The sequence below is a fragment of the Aeromicrobium sp. JJY06 genome, from assembly GCF_044069275.1.
In the GTDB taxonomy this organism is placed as follows: Bacteria; Actinomycetota; Actinomycetes; order Propionibacteriales; family Nocardioidaceae; genus Aeromicrobium; species Aeromicrobium tamlense.
Genome location: NZ_JBIMRD010000001.1, coordinates 919,870 through 937,664, shown reverse-complemented (window position 1 = coordinate 937,664; position 17,795 = coordinate 919,870). Strand labels below are relative to the sequence as shown.

At 71.7% G+C, this 17,795-nt stretch carries 15 protein-coding genes; 6 read left to right on the top strand and 9 right to left on the bottom strand.

Going from position 1 to position 17,795, the window contains the following annotated elements:
- Positions 1-73 precede the first annotated feature (73 nt).
- From purL to ACGWYL_RS04720, 4 genes are all read left to right on the top strand, one after another.
- A complete protein-coding gene (gene purL, locus ACGWYL_RS04735) occupies positions 74-3,928 on the top strand; it encodes a phosphoribosylformylglycinamidine synthase (protein WP_395486555.1) in 3,855 nt (1,284 codons plus the stop codon).
- 90 nt (positions 3,929-4,018) lie between these two features.
- Positions 4,019-4,198 carry a hypothetical protein gene (locus ACGWYL_RS04730; protein WP_179422414.1) on the top strand — a complete coding sequence of 60 codons (180 nt, stop codon included), beginning with the start codon at positions 4,019-4,021 and terminating at the stop codon, positions 4,196-4,198.
- Between the two features lie 79 nt (positions 4,199-4,277).
- The gene (locus tag ACGWYL_RS04725; RefSeq protein WP_179427786.1) at positions 4,278-4,895 is read left to right on the top strand and encodes a DUF47 domain-containing protein; all 618 of its coding nucleotides are present in this window, start codon (positions 4,278-4,280) and stop codon (positions 4,893-4,895) included.
- A complete protein-coding gene (locus ACGWYL_RS04720) occupies positions 4,896-5,918 on the top strand; it encodes an inorganic phosphate transporter (protein WP_269304038.1) in 1,023 nt (340 codons plus the stop codon).
- Between the two features lie 11 nt (positions 5,919-5,929).
- Here the strand turns inward: ACGWYL_RS04720 and pstB are convergent, their stop codons facing one another.
- From pstB to ACGWYL_RS04685, 7 genes are all read right to left on the bottom strand, one after another.
- On the bottom strand, positions 5,930-6,709 hold the full coding sequence (gene pstB / locus ACGWYL_RS04715; RefSeq protein ID WP_179427788.1) for a phosphate ABC transporter ATP-binding protein PstB: 780 nt from the start codon (positions 6,707-6,709) through the stop codon (positions 5,930-5,932).
- A gap of 20 nt (positions 6,710-6,729) precedes the next feature.
- Entirely contained in the window at positions 6,730-7,791 is a 1,062-nt protein-coding gene (gene pstA / locus ACGWYL_RS04710) for a phosphate ABC transporter permease PstA (protein ID WP_179427790.1), read from the bottom strand.
- A 1-nt stretch (position 7,792) separates the two neighbouring features.
- Positions 7,793-8,725, bottom strand: a complete 933-nt coding sequence (pstC, locus tag ACGWYL_RS04705; RefSeq protein ID WP_269304030.1) for a phosphate ABC transporter permease subunit PstC — start codon at positions 8,723-8,725, stop codon at positions 7,793-7,795.
- A 74-nt stretch (positions 8,726-8,799) separates the two neighbouring features.
- Positions 8,800-9,906, bottom strand: coding sequence for a phosphate ABC transporter substrate-binding protein PstS (gene pstS / locus ACGWYL_RS04700; protein ID WP_179427791.1), 1,107 nt, complete (start codon positions 9,904-9,906; stop codon positions 8,800-8,802).
- 133 nt (positions 9,907-10,039) lie between these two features.
- Positions 10,040-10,912 (bottom strand): bifunctional NUDIX hydrolase/histidine phosphatase family protein, encoded by an 873-nt coding sequence (locus ACGWYL_RS04695; RefSeq protein ID WP_179427792.1) that lies wholly within the window; start codon positions 10,910-10,912, stop codon positions 10,040-10,042.
- A gap of 17 nt (positions 10,913-10,929) precedes the next feature.
- Entirely contained in the window at positions 10,930-13,062 is a 2,133-nt protein-coding gene (locus tag ACGWYL_RS04690; protein WP_395486554.1) for an RNA degradosome polyphosphate kinase, read from the bottom strand.
- Positions 13,063-13,101: 39 nt separating this feature from the next.
- Complete coding sequence (locus ACGWYL_RS04685; RefSeq protein WP_179427794.1) at positions 13,102-13,290, bottom strand: hypothetical protein; 189 nt, start codon at positions 13,288-13,290, stop codon at positions 13,102-13,104.
- Between the two features lie 119 nt (positions 13,291-13,409).
- Here ACGWYL_RS04685 and ACGWYL_RS04680 point away from each other — a divergent pair, with 119 nt between their 5' ends.
- Positions 13,410-14,441: an alpha/beta hydrolase gene (locus ACGWYL_RS04680; protein ID WP_395486553.1), complete on the top strand. Its 1,032-nt coding sequence runs from the start codon at positions 13,410-13,412 to the stop codon at positions 14,439-14,441.
- Position 14,442: 1 nt separating this feature from the next.
- On the opposite strand, the gene mshD is transcribed toward ACGWYL_RS04680, so the two are convergent.
- Together mshD and ACGWYL_RS04670 are read right to left on the bottom strand one after the other, a co-directional pair.
- A complete protein-coding gene (gene mshD, locus ACGWYL_RS04675) occupies positions 14,443-15,237 on the bottom strand; it encodes a mycothiol synthase (RefSeq protein ID WP_395486552.1) in 795 nt (264 codons plus the stop codon).
- The gene (locus ACGWYL_RS04670) at positions 15,234-16,661 is read right to left on the bottom strand and encodes a carboxyl transferase domain-containing protein (protein WP_269304021.1); all 1,428 of its coding nucleotides are present in this window, start codon (positions 16,659-16,661) and stop codon (positions 15,234-15,236) included. Before ACGWYL_RS04670 ends, mshD begins: the two co-directional genes overlap by 4 nt.
- A gap of 73 nt (positions 16,662-16,734) precedes the next feature.
- Here ACGWYL_RS04670 and ACGWYL_RS04665 point away from each other — a divergent pair, with 73 nt between their 5' ends.
- Entirely contained in the window at positions 16,735-17,787 is a 1,053-nt protein-coding gene (locus ACGWYL_RS04665) for a mannose-1-phosphate guanylyltransferase (RefSeq protein WP_395486551.1), read from the top strand.
- The last annotated feature ends 8 nt before the right edge of the window (positions 17,788-17,795 follow it).

Genomic DNA, 17,795 nt, shown 5'->3' with positions numbered 1-17,795 from the left:
CGCCGCGCACCAGCACCCACGCGGACCGATGCGCCCGGCGGGCCGGGCAGGACGGGCCGATAGGCTGGGTCGCGTGTCGCGCGACGTCGAACTCACCGTGGTCGAGGGCGGCAACGCCCTCTCCGCCTTCCGAGCCCAGGCCCTGCTGACCCGTCTGCAGGAGGTGGCCCCCGGGCTGACCGGCGTCCGCGCCCGGCACGTGCACTGGGTGGCCAGCGAGCGTCCCCTCGACGTGGCCACCACCGACACCGTCACGCGGATCCTCGACTACGGCGATCCGGTGCAGGACGGCCCTGACGGCACCCTGGTGGTGGTCGGACCGCGCCTCGGCACGATCTCGCCGTGGTCGAGCAAGGCCACCGACATCGTCCACAACTGCGGGCTGGACGTCCGCCGCGTCGAGCGGGTCACCGAGTACACGCTCGAGGGTGGCCGGCCGAGCCCCGATCAGCTCGCCGCGTGCGCCGACGTGCTGCACGACCGGATGACCGAGACCGCCCTGTACTCCCGCGAGGCCGCGGCCGAGCTCTTCGACGAGCGCGAGGCCGAGCCGATGCAGCGGATCGACGTGCTCGGCGGCGGCCGGGAGGCCCTCGAGCGGGCCGACGCCGAGTTCGGCCTGGCACTGTCGCCCGACGAGATCGACTACCTCGTCGACGCCTTCGTCGGCCTCGACCGCAACCCCACCGACGTCGAGCTGATGATGTTCGCCCAGGCGAACTCCGAGCACTGCCGCCACAAGATCTTCAACGCCGACTTCGTGGTCGACGGCGAGCCGCAGGACCGCTCGCTGTTCGCGATGATCCGCCACACCGAGGCGCTCCACGGCGCCGGCACGATCGTGGCCTACAAGGACAACGCCTCGATCATGGAGGGTGGCCCGGCCACGCGCTGGCTCCCCGAGTCGGCCGACCGACCCAGCCGCTACGCGCCGCGCGACGGCGACGTGCACGTGCTGATGAAGGTCGAGACGCACAACCACCCGACCGCGATCTCGCCCTTCCCGGGCGCCGCGACCGGTGCCGGCGGCGAGATCCGCGACGAGGGCGCCACGGGCCGCGGCTCGCAGCCGAAGGCGGGCCTGACCGGCTTCGTCGTGTCGAACCTGCACCTGCCCGGCACCGACGAGCCGTGGGAGACCGAGCAGTTCGGCCGCCCCGCGCACATCGCGAGCCCGCTCGACATCATGACCGAGGGTCCGATCGGCGCCGCCGCGTTCAACAACGAGTTCGGTCGCCCGGGCCTCGGCGGCTTCTTCCGCGTCTACGAGCAGACGGTCGACGGCGTCCGTCGCGGCTATCACAAGCCGATCATGAGCGCGGGCGGCCTCGGCTCGATCAGCGCCGAGATGACCGAGAAGATCCAGTTCCCGGCGGGCACGCTGCTGGTCCAGCTGGGCGGCCCCGGCATGCGCATCGGCATGGGCGGCGGCGCGGCGTCCTCCAAGGCCGCGGGCGCGAACGCCGCCGAGCTGGACTTCGACTCCGTCCAGCGCGGCAACCCCGAGATCGAGCGACGCGCGCAGGAGGTCATCAACCACTGCTGGTCGCTCGGCGAGGCGAACCCGATCCTGTCGATCCACGACGTGGGCGCGGGCGGCCTGTCCAACGCGTTCCCCGAGCTCGTGGACGACGCCGGCGTCGGCGCCACGTTCGAGCTGGGCTCCGTGCCGCTCGAGGAGAGTGGCCTGGCGCCCAAGGAGGCGTGGTGCAACGAGAGCCAGGAGCGCTACGTCCTGGCGATCGCGCCCGAGTCCCTGGGGCGGTTCGCCGCGCTCGCCGACCGTGAGCGCTGCCCGTTCGCCGTCGTGGGCGTGGCCCGCGACGACGCCCAGCTCGTGCTGGCGCCGGTCGATCCCGAGGACGAGGTCCCGATCGACATGCCGCTCGAGGTGCTGCTCGGCAAGCCCCCGAAGATGACGCGCGACGTCACCCGCGTCGCGCGCGCCTCCGACGAGCTCGACCTCGCCGACGTCGACGCGCGCGAGGTCGCGTACGACGTGCTGCGCCACCCGTCGGTGGCCTCGAAGCGCTTCCTCGTCACGATCGGCGACCGCACGGTCGGCGGCCTGACGCACCGCGACCAGATGGTCGGCCCGTGGCAGGTGCCCGTCTCCGACGTCGCGGTCACCCTGTCGGACCACGTCGGCTTCGCCGGCGAGGCGATGGCCAGCGGCGAGCGCACCCCGCTGGCGTCGGTCGACGCGCCGGCCTCCGGCCGGATGGCCGTGGGCGAGGCGATCACCAACCTGCTGGCCGCGCCGATCCACCTGCCGGGCGTCAAGCTCTCGTGCAACTGGATGGCCGCGTGCGGCGAGGACGGCGAGGACGCCGCCCTCTACGACACCGTGCACGCCGTGGCGATGGAGCTGTGCCCCGCGCTGGGCATCTCCGTCCCCGTCGGCAAGGACTCGCTGTCCATGCGCACGCGCTGGACCGAGGAGGACGGCACCGAGAAGCAGGTCATCGCGCCGGTCTCACTCGTCGTCACCGCGTTCGCGGCGCTGCCCGACGTGCGCGGCACCGCGACCCCCGAGCTGCCCGCCGGCGCGGCGCTGCTGCTCGCCGACCTCGGCGCCGGGGCGAACCGCCTCGGCGGCTCGATGCTGGCCCAGGTGCGCGGCGAGTTCGGCGGCACCGTCCCCGACCTCGACGACCCCGCCCGCCTCGTGTCGCTGGTCGACGGCGTCAACGCGCTGCGCGACGCCGGCCTGCTGCTGGCGTACCACGACCGCTCCGACGGCGGCCTGTGGGCGGCCGTGTGCGAGATGGCGTTCGCGGGCGGCGTGGGCGCCGACCTCGACGTCGCCGACCTCGCCGCGCTGTTCACCGAGGAGCTCGGCGCGGTGCTGGCCGTGCCCGCCGACCGCGCCGACGAGGCCCTCGCGCTGCTCGCCGAGCACGGCCTCGAGGACCTCGTGCGCCCAGTGGGCGCCTCCACCGAGGACCGCCACGTGCGCGTCCCGGCGCTCGGTCTCGACGAGCCGCTCCAGGGTCTGGCCCAGGCGTGGGACGAGGTCTCGTGGCGGATCTCGCGCCTGCGCGACAACCCGGAGTGCGCCGACGCCGAGCACGCCGCGATCGGTGCCGACGTCCCCGCGCTCACGGTCGCGCCGACGTTCGACCCCACCGACGACGTGGCCGCGCCCTACCTCGTCGGCCGGGCCCGCCCGAAGGTCGCGATCCTGCGCGAGCAGGGCGTGAACTCGCACGTCGAGACCGCGTTCGGCTTCGACCGCGCCGGCTTCGAGACCTACGACGTGCACATGACCGACCTGCAGTCCGGGCGCTTCGACCTCGCCGACGTGGTCGGCCTGGCCGCGTGTGGCGGGTTCTCCTACGGCGACACGCTCGGCGCCGGCGAGGGCTGGGCGCGCTCGGTGCTGTTCAACCCGGCGCTGACGGACGCGTTCGCCTCGTTCTTCGCCCGACCGGACACGTTCGGCATCGGCATCTGCAACGGCTGCCAGATGTTCGCGTCGCTCGCCGACATCATCCCCGGCGCCGACGCCTGGCCGCGCTTCACCCGCAACGCCTCCGAGCAGTACGAGGCGCGCCTGTCGCTCGTCGAGGTGCTCGACTCGCCGTCGATCTTCTTCTCCGGCATGGCCGGCTCGAAGGTGCCGATCGCGGTGGCGCACGGCGAGGGCTTCGCGAACTTCTCGGCCCGGGGCGACGCTGCCACCGTGCACCGCGCGGCCCGCTTCGTCGACGTGGACGGGCAGGTTGCGAGCGCGTACCCGGCCAACCCGAACGGGTCCCCGGACGGCCTCACCGCGGTCACGACGCCCGACGGCCGGTTCACCGCGATGATGCCGCACGCCGAGCGCGTCCAGCGCAACGTGCAGCTGTCCTGGACCTCGGGCGACGTGTCCGCCGAGAGCCCCTGGCTGCGCATGTTCCGCAACGCCCGCGTGTGGGTCGACTGACCCCCGGAACCGGGGTGTGGGCGTAGTCCGAACGGGCGGTTTTCCGTCCGGGACTTCGGTTACCGGCGCGTACCCGCGTACTCTCGGTATGTGGCCCTGTACCCCCCCGGCGAGCGCACGAGCGAGCCGCTCGACGATCGGCTGCGCGACGATGCCGCGCTGGCCGAGATCGAGCTGACCTCGCGGCTCATGATCGCGGCGTCGGGAGCCACCTCGCCACTGACCCAGTCGGAGATCGACGGCCTCCTGGGCGTCGACCCCGAAGCCTGACCGCCCTCGGTTGGCGGCGGCACTCGCCCAGCACCTACCATGGGCAGAGTCTGCCCGCCACATGCCGAGGAGTACCCGCGTGCGTTTTCGCATCCGACCGGTCGAGGCTTCGTTCTACGACCTCTTCACCGAGATGGCCAACCACTTGGTCACCGGCGCCGGGATCGTCGCCAGGGTCCTGGACCCCGAGGCCGACAAGACCGCACTCGCCGCGCAGATGAACGACGCCGAGCATGCCGCGGACGACACCACGCACGCGATCATCAAGCTCGTGAACAGCACGTTCATCACGCCGTTCGACCGTGAGGACATCTACGCGCTGGCCAGCGGCCTCGACGACGTCATGGACTACATGGAGGAGGTCGTCGACAGCGCGGCCCTCTACGGCGTCACGGAGTTCCCCGACGCCTTCGCGGCGCAGGTGCAGGTGCTCCAGCGCGCCTCCAACCTCACGGCCGAGGCCATGCCGCGGCTGCGCACGATGAAGGACCTCGACGAGTTCTGGATCGAGATCAACCGCCTCGAGAACGAGGGCGACCGGAACCACCGCCGCATGCTCGCTGACCTGTTCGACGGCAACTACAAGGCCATGCAGGTGCTGAAGCTCAAGGACATCGTCGAGGCCGTGGAGGCCGCGATCGACGCCCTCGAGTCGGTCGCCAACACGGTCGAGCAGATCGCCGTCAAGGAGTCCTGAGTGGACCTGGTCACGGTCATGGTGGTCACGGTCGTCGTGATCGCCCTCGTGTTCGACTACACGAACGGCTTCCACGACGCCGCCAACGCGATCGCCACCTCGGTGTCGACGCGGGCGCTGACCCCGCGGGTCGCGCTGGCGATGGCCGCCGTCCTGAACTTCGTCGGCGCCTGGCTGGGCGTCGAGGTCGCCAAGACGATCCAGGGGATCATCGACATCGACGGGGTCACCAGTCTGACCGACGCCGACCGGGCCCATGCGCTGACGATCGTGCTGGCGGCCCTGATCGGTGCCATCACCTGGAACCTCATCACCTGGTACTTCGGCATCCCGTCGTCGTCCTCGCACGCCCTCATCGGCGGCATCGTCGGCGCCGGCATCGCCTCGTCCACCGTGGTCCACTGGGACACGCTGGTCGACAAGGTCGCGATCCCGATGGTGCTGAGCCCCGCGCTGGGCTTCTTCCTGGCGTTCGGGCTGATGACCGCGATCATGTGGATCTTCCGTCGTGCCAAGCCCACGCGGGTCAACCGCGGCTTCCGCCACGCGCAGACCGTCTCGGCCGCCGGCATGGCGCTCGGCCACGGCCTGCAGGACGCCCAGAAGACGATGGGCATCATCGTGCTGGCGCTCGTCGCCGGCGGCTTCCACACCGGTGACGACGTGCCCCTGTGGGTCATCGTCGCGGCCGCCAGCGCGATCGCCGCGGGCACCTACTCGGGCGGCTGGCGCATCATGCGCACGCTCGGCCGCCGCATCATCGAGCTCGACCCGCCGAAGGGCTTCGCCGCCGAGGCCACTGCGGCCAGCGTCCTCTACGTGATGGCGATCGGCCTGCACGCGCCGGTCTCGACCACCCACACGATCACGTCGGCGATCATGGGCTCGGGCGCCACCAAGCGCTTCAGCGCCGTCCGCTGGGGCGTCGCGAAGAACATCGTCGTGGCCTGGGTCGTCACCATGCCCGCCGCCGCGGCCGTCGCCGCCGCGTTCTACTTCCTCGCGCGCCCCTTCCTCCCGTAAGAGGTGGTCGCTCAGCCGAACCGGCCCTGGATGTAGGCCTCGGTGGCCGGGTCGTCGGGGTTGGCGAACATCTTCTCGGTCGGGCCCAGCTCGACGAGGCGGCCCGGCTGGCCGACGCCCGCGAGGTTGAAGAAGGCCGTCTGGTCCGAGACGCGGGCGGCCTGCTGCATGTTGTGGGTGACGATCACGATCGTGTAGTCGTTCTTGAGCTCGTGGATGAGGTCCTCGATGACGCTCGTGGAGATCGGGTCGAGCGCCGAGCAGGGCTCGTCCATGAGCAGCACCTCGGGCTCCACGGCCACCGCGCGCGCGATGCACAGGCGCTGCTGCTGACCGCCGGAGAGGCCCGAGCCGGGTCGGTCGAGGCGGTCCTTGACCTCGGCCCAGAGCCCGGCGCGGCGCAGCGAGCGCTCCACGATGTCGTCGGCCTCGGACTTCTTCATCCGCTTGCTGTTGAGTCGCTGGCCCGCGAGCACGTTCTCCGAGATGGACATCGTCGGGAACGGGTTGGGCCGCTGGAACACCATGCCGATCTTGCGGCGGACGTTCACCGGGTCCATGTCCGAGGCGTAGAGGTCCTGGCCGTCGACCAGTACCTTGCCCTCCACGCGGGCGCCGCGGATGACCTCGTGCATGCGGTTCAGCGACCGCAGGAACGTGGACTTGCCGCAGCCCGAGGGGCCGATGAACGCGGTGACCGCGCGGGCGGGGACGGCGATGTTCACGCCCTCGACGGCGAGGAAGTCGCCGTAGTAGATGTTCAGGTCCGAGACGTCGATGCTCTTGGCCATGGGGTTTCCTTCCGGGTGGTTCAGCGCTCGCCCTGGGGCGAGAAGAAGTGGGAGACGAGGCGGGCGACGAGGTTCAGCAGCATCACGATGATCAGCAGCACGAGAGCGGCGCCCCAGGCGCGCTCGATGCTCGGCTCCGGCGGCACGCCGGGCTGCATGATGGAGGAGTAGGTGAAGACGGGCAGGGTCGCCATGCGCCCGTCGAACAGGTTGAAGTTGACCGAGTCGGTCGCGCCGGCGATCACCAGCAGCGGAGCGGTCTCGCCGATCACGCGGGCGATGGCCAGCGTGATGCCGGTGACGATGCCCGCCAGGGCGGTGGGCAGCACGACCTTGACGATCGTGCGCCACTTCGGCACGCCCAACGCGTAGGACGCCTCGCGCAGCTCGTTCGGGACGAGCTTGAGCATCTCCTCGCAGGAGCGGACGACGACCGGGATCATCAGCACCGACAGCGCGACCGCGCCGCCGATGCCCATGCGCACGCCGTCGCCGAAGAACACCACGAAGAGCGCGTAGGCGAACAGGCCGGCGACGATCGACGGGATGCCCGTCATGACGTCGACGAGGAAGCGGATCCACGTCGACAGGCGGCTGTCATCGCCGTACTCGATGAGGTAGATCGCCGTGAAGAGGCCGATCGGCACCGAGATGACGGTGGCGCCCGCGGTGATCAGCAGGGTGCCGACGATCGCGTGGTAGATGCCGCCGCCCTCGCCGACCACGTTGCGCATCGAGTAGGTGAAGAACTCCGAGCTCAGGACCGGCAGGCCCTTCTCGAGCACGCTCCACATGATGCTGCCGAGCGGGATGAGCGCGAGGCCGAAGGCCGACGCCACGAGCAGGGTCACGAGCCGGTCGACGGCCTTGCGGCGGCCCTCGACGAGGCGCGACCAGAGCGGGACGACCCAGGCGAGCGCGTAGCCCAGGACGGCGAGGCGCAGGTCGGTGAAGAGGCCGGCGACGACGAGGACGACGGCGAGCACGTGGATGGCCCGCGGTGCCGCCGCGGGCAGGCTGCGCGTGCGCAGGGAGTCCGCGAGGTCGTCCTGCTGCGGGGGAGGGGTGAGGGTCGTGGTCATGTCAGTTCGCTCCGGAGAATTCCTTGTTGCGGGCGACGATGGCGCGGGCGGCGAAGTTGACCGCGAAGGTGATGATGAACAGCACCAGGCCGGTCGCGATCAGCGCGTTGACCGTGAGGCCGCTGGCCTCGGGGAACGACTGCGCGATGTTCGCGGCGATCGTGTTGGGGTTGCCCGAGCTGATGACGTTGAAGGTGACGACGCCCGAGGCGCTCAGCACCATCGCGACGGCCATCGTCTCGCCGAGCGCTCGGCCCAGGGCCAGCATCGCCGCCGAGACCATGCCCGAGCGGGCGTAGGGGAAGACGGCCATCTTCGTCATCTCCCAGCGCGTGGCGCCGAGGGCGAGCGCGGCCTCCTCGTGCAGGCGCGGGGTCTGCAGGAAGATCTCGCGGCAGATCGCCGTCATGATCGGCAGCACCATGATCGCGAGCACGAGGGCGGCGGTCAGGATCGTGCGCCCCGTGGCCGAGGCGGGCCCGGCGAACAGCGGGATGAAGCCGAGGTTCTCCTCGAGCCAGACGTACAGCGGCTGGATCGCCGACGACAACGTGATGATGCCCCACGTGCCGTAGACGACGCTGGGCACGGCGGCCAGCAGGTCGATGAGGTAGCCGATCGGCTGGGCCAGGCGGCGCGGCGCGTAGTGCGAGATGAACAGCGCGACGCCGATCGCGACGGGGGTCGCGATGACGAGCGCGATCGTGGCCGCCCACAGCGTGCCGAAGACCAGGGGTCCGACGTACTGCAGGAAGCCCTCGCCGCTCTTGACCTCGTCGGGGGAGGCGGTGATGCCGGGGATGCCCTCGGCGGTCAGGAAGATCGCCACGCCGGCGAGCGTCGCCAGGATGACGACGGCCGCCCCGAGGGAGATGCCGCGGAAGACGCGGTCCCCGGGGCGGGTGGCCGCTCGCGGTTCGGTGGAAGTGCTCACGTGTGTCCTTGTCGGAGTTCGTCTGCTGCGCATGACCCGGGCGAGGGGTGCGGCCCTCGCCCGGACCAAGCGCATCAGCCGATCGTGTCGATGGCCGTCTTGACCTTGGCGGCGAAGTCGTCCGAGAGCGGGGCCGAGCCGGCGGCCTCGGCGGAGGCGTTCTGGCCCTCGGAGCCGGCGACGTAGGTCAGCCACTCCTTGACGAGCTCGGCCTCGGTGGCGTCCTCGTACTTCTGGCAGGCGATCTGGTACGAGACCAGGACGATCGGGTAGACGCCCGCGGCCTCGGTCTTGCGGTCGATCTCCAGGGCGAGGTCGGTGGCGGCGCGGCCCTCGACCTGCGTGGCGGCGTCGAGGACCTTGGCGGCGGCCTCGGGGGTCGGCGCGACGAACTCCTCGCCGACCTTGACCGCGACGGTGCTCAGCTCGCCGGCCTGGCTGGCGTCGGCGTAGCCGATCGTGCCCTGGCCGCCGGAGACGGCCTGGATCACGCCGGAGGTCTGCTGGGCGGCCTCGCCACCCTTGACCGGCCACTCCTCGACCTCACCGTGCGTCCAGGAGCCCTCGGAGGCGGCGTCCAGGTAGGCGGTGAAGTTCTCGGTGGTGCCCGAGGCGTCGCCGCGGTGGACGGGCGTGATGGTCGAGTCGGGCAGCTCGGCGTCCGGGTTGTCCGCCGCGATGGCCTTGTCGTTCCACTTCGTGACGTCGCCCGCGAAGATCGCGCCGATGGTCTGCGGCGAGAGCTGCAGGTCGTCGACGCCGTCCAGGTTGTAGACGACCGCGACGGGGCTGACGTAGACCGGGACGGTCACGACGTCGGAGCCGCAGCGGTCCTTGGCGGCCGCCACCTCCTCGTCGTCGAGGAAGGCGTCGGAGCCGGCGAAGGAGACGCCGCCCGCGATGAACTGCTCACGACCGCCGCCGGAGCCGATGGCGTCGTAGTTGACGGTGACATCCGCGTTGGCGGTCTGGAAGCCCTGCTTCCACGCGTTGACGGCGGACTGCTGCGAGCTCGCGCCGGCGCCGTTGAGGGTGCCGCTGAGCGAGCTCTCGGAGGAGTCGTCGGCCGAGGCGCTCTCGTTGGCGGCGCCGCAGGCGGACAGGCTGAACAACAGCGCGGAACCCGCCGCGGTGGCGGCCAGGGTGCGCATGGACTTGCGGTTCACTGTGTTCCCTCTCATGGAGCGTGTGTGTGAGGCGATCGCCCCGAACACCGTCACGCTAGGAATCGCAGGTGTATCGAACCTGCGGCGAGGGTGAACGACAGGTGAACTCAGGCGGAAGGCTGGGTGTGCGCGACGGCGTTCCGGCCCGTCACACCAGCTCGGACGCCAGCACCCGTCCCTTGCGGTGATGGATCACCAGGGCGTGCCCGGGCGACAGCACCGGACCGTCGATGCCCAAGGCCGTGTAGACGTCGCGCAGCGTCGGGCGGTGTGTGCAGGCGACCGTGGGGCGCTTCGTGCCGAGGAGTCCCTCGACGGCCCGCTCGACCTTCGCGGCCGAGGCGCCCTCGACGAGCCGGTCGTCGAGCTCGAGCAGCTCGTCGGTGGCGCCGACGTAGGGGTCCACGGTCTGCACGGTGCGGGTGGCGGGGCTGCTGACGATGCGCCGGGCGCCGAACGCGGTGAGCACCGGGACGAGCTCCTTGGCGCGGTCGTGGCCGGCGGGGGCGAGCGGCCGGTCGAGGTCGCCGCCGTCCCACGCGTCGCGCCCGACCGCCTTCGCGTGTCGCAGCACCACGAGCGTGCGCGCCTTGTGCGACTTGCGCGCCACGAGGTCCTCGAAGGCCTCCAGCAGGCGGCGGTCGTGCTCGTAGGTCAGCTTCTTGCGCGCGGCGCGGGGCGAGAGCCAGCGCACCTGGTCGACCTCGCGGTTGGGACGGAAGTCGGTCTCGTCGTCGACGGTGCGGGCGATCCAGTAGGCGACCTGCTTGAGCCCGCCGCGGACGCGGTAGGTCACCTCGGGCAGCGGGTGCACGAGGCGCACCCGGTAGCCGGTCTCCTCGGCGATCTCGCGCACCGCCGTGACGGGCAGCGGCTCGTCGGGATCGGTCTTGCCCTTGGGGAAGGTCCAGTCGTCGTAGCCGGGGCGGTGCACGAGCAGCACCTCGAGGCCGCCGGATCCCTTCGGGCCGGCCTTGCGCCACACGATGCCGCCCGCGGCGGTGATGACCTTGCTCGCCATGGTGACAGTGTGCGCCCTCAGGCCCGGGACCGACGAGAGCGTGCCCGGTCGATGAGCATCTCCTGGACGTTCGCCCCGGGCATCCTGGTCCAGGCGCCGTCGGCGCCCAGGTGCCACGAGAGCGTCTCGTCGGACGCCATCGTGTCGAGGAGGTCGGCCAGCTGGTCGCCGTGGGCGGCCGAAGGCACCCGCACGAGCACCTCGACGCGACGGTCGAGGTTGCGGTGCATGAGGTCGGACGAGCCGATCCACACCTCGCGGTCGTCGCCGGCGCCGAAGACGAACACCCGGCTGTGCTCGAGGAAGCGGCCCAGGATGCTGCGCACCCGGATGTTCTCGGACAGGCCCGGCACGCCGGGTCGCAGCGCGCAGATGCCGCGGATGATGAGGTCGATCCCGACGCCCGCGCGGGACGCCTCGTAGAGCTTGTCGATGATGGCCTCGTCGACGAGTGAGTTCAGCTTGATCGCGATGTGCGCCGGCTTGCCGGCGCGCTGCTTGTCGATCTCGCCGTCGATCCGCTCGATGAGGCCCGAGCGCAGCTCGCGCGGGGCGACCAGCAGCGAGTCGTAGTCGCTGGAGACCGCGAAGCCCGAGAGGCTGTTGAAGAGCTCGGTGAGGTCGTGCGTGATCTCGCGGTTGGAGGTCAGCAGGCCGAAGTCCTCGTAGTGCCGCGCGGTCTTCGGGTTGTAGTTGCCGGTGCCGATGTGGGCGTAGCGGCGCAGCCCGTCGGGCTCGTCGCGGATCACCAACGCCAGCTTGCAGTGGGTCTTGAGCCCCACGAGGCCGTAGACGACGTGGCAGCCGGCGCGCTCGAGCTTGCGGGCCCAGCGGATGTTCGCCTGCTCGTCGAAGCGCGCCTTGATCTCCACGAGGACCAGCACCTGCTTGCCCGAGCGGGCGGCGTCGACGAGCGAGTCGATGATCGGCGAGTCGCCCGACGTGCGGTAGAGCGTCTGCTTGATCGCGAGCACGTGCGGGTCGGCCGCGGCCTGCTCGATGAAGCGCTGCACGCTCGTGGCGAACGAGTCGTAGGGGTGGTGCACCAGCACGTCGCGCTTGCGCAGCGCGCTGAACATGTCGGCGGGGCTCGCGGTCTCGACCTCGGCCAGGTGCTCGTGGGTGCCGGGCACGAACGGCGGGAACTTCAGGTCGGGGCGGTCGTTGTCGGCGATCTCGTTGAGGCTGCGCAGGTCGAGCGGACCCCGCAGGCGGAAGACCTCCTCGTCCGAGACGCCCAGCTCGCTGACCAGCAGCTCGAGCACGGCGTCGGACATGGTCTCGTCGACCTCGAGCCGCACGGGCGGGCCGAAGCGGCGCCGCAGCAGCTCCTTCTCGAGGGCCTTCAGCAGGTTCTCGGCGTCGTCCTCCTCGACCTCGAGGTCCTCGTTGCGGGTGACGCGGAACGTGTGCTGGTCGATGATCTCCATGCCCGGGAAGAGGCTGTCGAGGTTCGCCGCGATGACGTCCTCGAGCGCCACGTAGCGGCCGTCGGAGGCCTTGATCCAACGCTGGATGACCGGCGGCACCTTCACGCGGGCGAAGTGCTCCTTGCCGGTGCGCGGATTGCGCATGACCAGCGCGATGTTCAGCGAGAGGCCGGAGATGTAGGGGAACGGGTGCGCGGGGTCGACCGCCAGCGGCGTCAGGACCGGGAACACGCGGTGGTGGTAGAACTCGGTGATCGTGCCGCGCTCCTCGTCGGTGAGCTCGTGCCAGCGCAGCAGGCAGATCCCCTCGTCGGTCAGCGCGGGCATGATCGCGTCGTGCAGGAGGTTGGCCTGGCGCTCCATCAGCACGCGACTGGCCTGCAGGCTCGAGCTGAGCACGTCGCGCGGGTTGAGGCCGCTGGCCGAGGGCACCGCCACGCCGGCGGCGATGCGCCGCTTTAGGCCGGCGATGCGCACCATGAAGAACTCGTCGAGGTTGCTGCCGAAGATGGCCAGGAACCGGGCTCGCTCCAGCAGTGGGAGCGTCTCGACCTCGGCGAGCTCCAGCACGCGGGCGTTGAACGCGATCCACGACAGCTCGCGGTCGAGGAAGCGGTCGTCGGGCAGCGCACCGTCGGTGGCGTCGTAGGGCGGATCGACGTCGAACTCGTCGGGGGACGAGGCGAGGGGCTCAGGGACCGTCAGGTCGGTGGTCTCCATGGACTCACCCTGCCACGGTCAGGTGAAGAGCAGGTGAACTCAGCCGAGCGCCCGCACCACCAGGTAGGCGCCACCGGCGAGGAGCGCCCACAGGGGGATCGAGAGCAGGACGAGCAGGGACATGGAGCGGCGGAACCCGGGGCGTGCCACCGGGGTCTCGCCCAGGGGCGCGGCCAGGTTGGGCTGAGGCTCGCTCTGGTCGACCTTGAACGCTTTCGCAGTGCCCATCGACTTTCCTCTCGTCGTGTACGAGACGTGGTGTCGTCCTCTCCATGATGCGCCATCCGGCAAGCAATTGCTCGCTTTGTGTCACAGAAGTGACGCGTGAGGCTGCTACGTTCGCGTCCATGAGCGTGTCAGGACGGGTTCGCAGGGCCGCCGTCGCCGCCGTCGGCGCGGCTCCCCGACCCGTGAAGCGGGCCATGTTCGGGGCGCCACGGCGCCACGGCGACCAGGTGCTGCACCCCGACATGCAGGCGCTGCTGGCGCTCATGCGGCTGGAGGCCCCCGACCCGGCCTCGACGCCCATCAGCCGCCAGCGTCGCGACCTCGCCCGCGCCGACCGCCTGCTCGGCGGCACCCAGCCGATCGGCGCCGTGACCGAGCGCCAGATCGCAGGTCCCGCCGGCCCGATCCGGCTGCGGTTCTACACGCCACGCGACCTGGTCGGCCCGTCGCCGGCCCTCGTCTGGCTGCACGGCGGCGGCTTCACGCTCGGCGACCTCGAGAGCCACGACGCCCTGTGCCGGTTCGTGGCGGAGCATGCGATGGTGCGCGTCGTCGCGGTCGACTACCGGCTGGCGCCCGAGCATCCGTTCCCGTCGGCGGTCCAGGACTGCGTCGCCGCGTGGACCTGGGTGTGCGAGAACGCCTCCGCGCTGGCGATCGACGCCGACCGGATCGCGGTGGGCGGCGACAGCGCCGGCGGCAACCTCGCCACCGTGGTGGCGCAGGAGATGGTGCGCTCCGGCGGACCCGTGCCGCGCCTCCAGCTGCTGGTCTACCCCGTCACCGACTTCACGACGATCCGCCAGAGCCGGCGCGACTTCGGCCGTGGCTACTTCCTCACCGAGGACCTCATGGAGGAGTTCACCGGCGCGTACCTCGTGCGCGACGAGGACCGCACCGACCCGCGGATCTCGCCGATCCGCGGCGACCTGCACGACCTGCCGCCGGCCCACGTGGTGACCGCGGCGTTCGACCCGCTGCGCGACGAGGGCGAGGCGTACGCCGAGGCGCTCCGCGAGGCCGGGGTCGGCGTCTCGCTCGTGCGCGAGCCGGGACTCATCCACGGCTTCGCCACGATGGTCGGCTTCGGCACGGCCGCGCCCGCGGCGGTGCGCCGCTTCGCGGCCGAGCTGCAGCGCGGCCTGGTCTGAGTCAGGCGCGCGCGGCGTACAGGACGTCTCGCGCCTTCTCGGTGAACCCGAGGCCGCGGTAGACGGCCAGGGCCGGGTCGTTGTCGCCCTCGACGTAGAGGTCGATCGCGGACACGCCCCGGCTCCACAGGTGGCGCAGGCCGATCGCGGTGAGCGCCTTGCCCAGTCCGCCGCCGTGCGCCGCGGGGTCGACGCCCACGACGTAGACCTCGCCCACGCCGTCCTCGACCTTGGTCCAGTGGAAGCCGACGACCTCATCGTCGCGCTCGGCCACGAACAGTCCCGCGGGGTCGAACCACTCCTGCGCGCGGCGGCGGTCGAAGCCGGCACGATCCATCGCGCCCTGCTCGGGGTGCGAGGCGAACGCGCGCCCGTTGACCGCGACGATCGCGTCGGCGTCCTCCTCGCGGAAGGAGCGCAGCGTGACGCCGGCCGGCGTCACGACCTCGGGCACGACCGCCTCGGCCGTGGTCAGGACGAGCAGCGTGCGCTCGGCGTGCAGGCCCGCGGCGGCGGCGAGCGCCTGCGCGCCGGGCAGGTCGCCGTGCGCCCAGAACCGGGTCTCGCCGCGCTCGACGAGGTCGTCGACGAGGGCTCGCCCGCGGCCCTGGCGCCGGTAGCGCGGGTGCACGACGAACTCGACGGGCGCGTCACCGACCGCGACCGCCCCGACGACCTCGTCGTAGCGCTCCAGCCGCAGCGGGCTGCCGTCGCGCAGCGCGATCGTGGTGGCCTCGTTGAACGGGGCGACGCCGTCGGCCTCGAGGGCGGACTCGGCCAGGTCCAGAAGGGTCATGGGCGTCCTCGCAGCTCTCGCAGGTGGTGGGCGACCTCGGCCGCGAGGGCGCGGGCGAAGGCCTCGGGATCGTCGCCCTCCGGCTCGGGCACCAGGTGGTGCACCGCGCCCGACTCGTACAGGTCGAACGCGCTGATCCGCTGCTCGGTGGCCAGCTGGGCGGCATGGTCGACGTCGCCGAAGACGATCGCGCTGGCGCCCTCGGGCGGCAGCGGCGACAGCCACGAGTTCTCTGCGGCGATCGTGCGCGAGGCGGGCAGCAGCGCGAGCGCCCCGCCGCCGCAGCCCTGGCCCAGCAGCACCGACACCGAGGGCACCCGCATCGTCGACATCGAGCTGATGCAGCGGGCGATCTCCCCGGCGATGGCGCCCTGCTCGGCGTCGGGCGAGAGCTCGGCGCCCGGGGTGTCGATGAACGACACGAGCGGCAGGCCCAGCTCGTTCGCCAGCTTCATGCCGCGGCGCGCCTCGCGCAGGGCCGCGGGGCCCATCGGCTTGATCCGGCTCTGGGTGGTGCGGTCCTGGCCGATCACGATGCACGGCTCGCCGTCGATGCGGGCCAGGGCGACGATCATCGCGGCGTCGCGCTCGCCGCGCTCGGTGCCCTGGAGCCGGATGATCTCGTCGGTGCCCCAGCGCAGCACCTCGCGGACGCCGGGACGGTCGGGCGTGCGGGTCAGCAGGACCGAGTCCCACGCGTCGTGGCGGCGCTCGGTGGCCGCGGGTCGTCGCTCGCGGCTGGACTCGCCGGGCGGGTCGATGAGGATCGACAGCGCCGTGTCGACCATGAACGGCAGCTCCTCGGGCATGACGACGGCGTCGATGATGCCGCGGTTCGCGAGGTTGTCCGAGGTCTGGATGCCGGGCGGGAACGGCGCGCCGTTGAGCAGCTCGTAGACCTTGGGGCCGAGGAAGCCGATGAGGGCGCCCGGCTCGGCGATCGTGATGTGGCCCAGCGAGCCCCACGACGCGAAGACGCCGCCGGTCGTGGGGTGGCGCAGGTAGATCAGGTACGGCAGGCCGGCGGCCTTGTGGTCCATGAGGGCGCGCGAGATGTCGACCATCCGGACGAACGCGGGCGTGCCCTCCTGCATGCGCGTGCCGCCCGAGGCGGTGGTGGCCAGCACGGGGATGCCCTCGGCGGTGGCGCGGCGCACCGCTCGCACGATGCGCTCGGCGGCCACCTGCCCGATCGAGCCGGCGAGGAACTTGAACTCGTTGACGAGCACCGCGACGGGCCGGCCGCGCATCAGGGCGCGCCCGGTGATCACCGACTCGTCGGTGCCGGCACGCTCGGCCGCGGCCAGCAGATCGGTGCGGTACGGCTCGGGGTGCACGGTGTGGTCCACGGGCTCGTCCCACGACTCCCACGAGTCGGGGTCGAGGACGAGGTCGATCAGCTCACGAGCGGTCAGGCGGGACACGGCACCCAGTATGGCCGGGATCGGGGGAGTCGACCGACCGCGAGGGGCGCGGCGGACCACTACAGTGACGGCCGTGTCCACCTTTCACGCCATCATTCCCGCTGGCGGGGCCGGGACGCGACTGTGGCCGCTGTCGCGGAAGGCGCGCCCGAAGTTCCTGCTCGACCTCGAGGGGACCGGGCGCACGCTGATCCAGCAGACGTGGGACCGGATGCTCCCGCTCGCCTCGCCGGAGCACGTGCACGTGGTGTCCGGAGCGGCCCACGCCGGCGCCATCGCGGCCCAGCTGCCCGAGCTGGTGAACCTGCTGCTCGAGCCGTCGCCGCGCGACTCGATGCCCGCCATCGGCCTGGCCGCCGCGATCATCGAGCGCGCCGATCCCGACGCGGTCGTGGGCTCGTTCGCCGCCGACCACCGCATCCCCGACCCCGACCGGTTCGCCGACGCCGTGCGCGAGGCGATCGCGGTGGCCGAGCAGGGCTACGTCGTCACGATCGGCATCGAGCCGACCGAGCCGTCCACGGCGTTCGGCTACATCGCCGCGGGCGAGTCGCTCGAGGACTTCGCGTCGGCACGCGCCGTGCGCACGTTCGTCGAGAAGCCCGACGAGGAGACCGCGCGCGGCTACCTGGCCTCGGGCGACTTCGTGTGGAACGCCGGGATGTTCGTCGCGCGCGCCTCGGTGCTGCTCGACTCGCTCGCGCGCTTCCAGCCCGACCTCGCGGCGGGCCTGCGCGCCATCGCGGCCGCGTGGGGCAGCCCGGCGTTCGTCGCCGAGCTGGAGCGCACCTGGCCCACCCTCACCACGATCGCGATCGACCACGCCGTGGCCGAGCCCGTCGCCGCCGAGGGCGGGATGGCCGTGGTGCCCGCCACCTTCGGCTGGGACGACCTCGGCGACTTCGCCTCGATCGCGCCGCTCGGGTCCTCGCCCGACGTGCTGTGGGTCGACGCCGACGGCGTGGCCCGCGGGCAGGACGGCGTGCAGATCGCCGTGCTCGGCGTGCGGAACGTGGCGGTCGTCCAGACCGACGACGCCGTGCTCGTGCTCGACCTCGCGCAGTCGCAGCGCGTGAAGGAGATCGTCGCGCAGCTGCCCGGACTCGACCGCGACGACCTGCTCTAGGAGGCGAC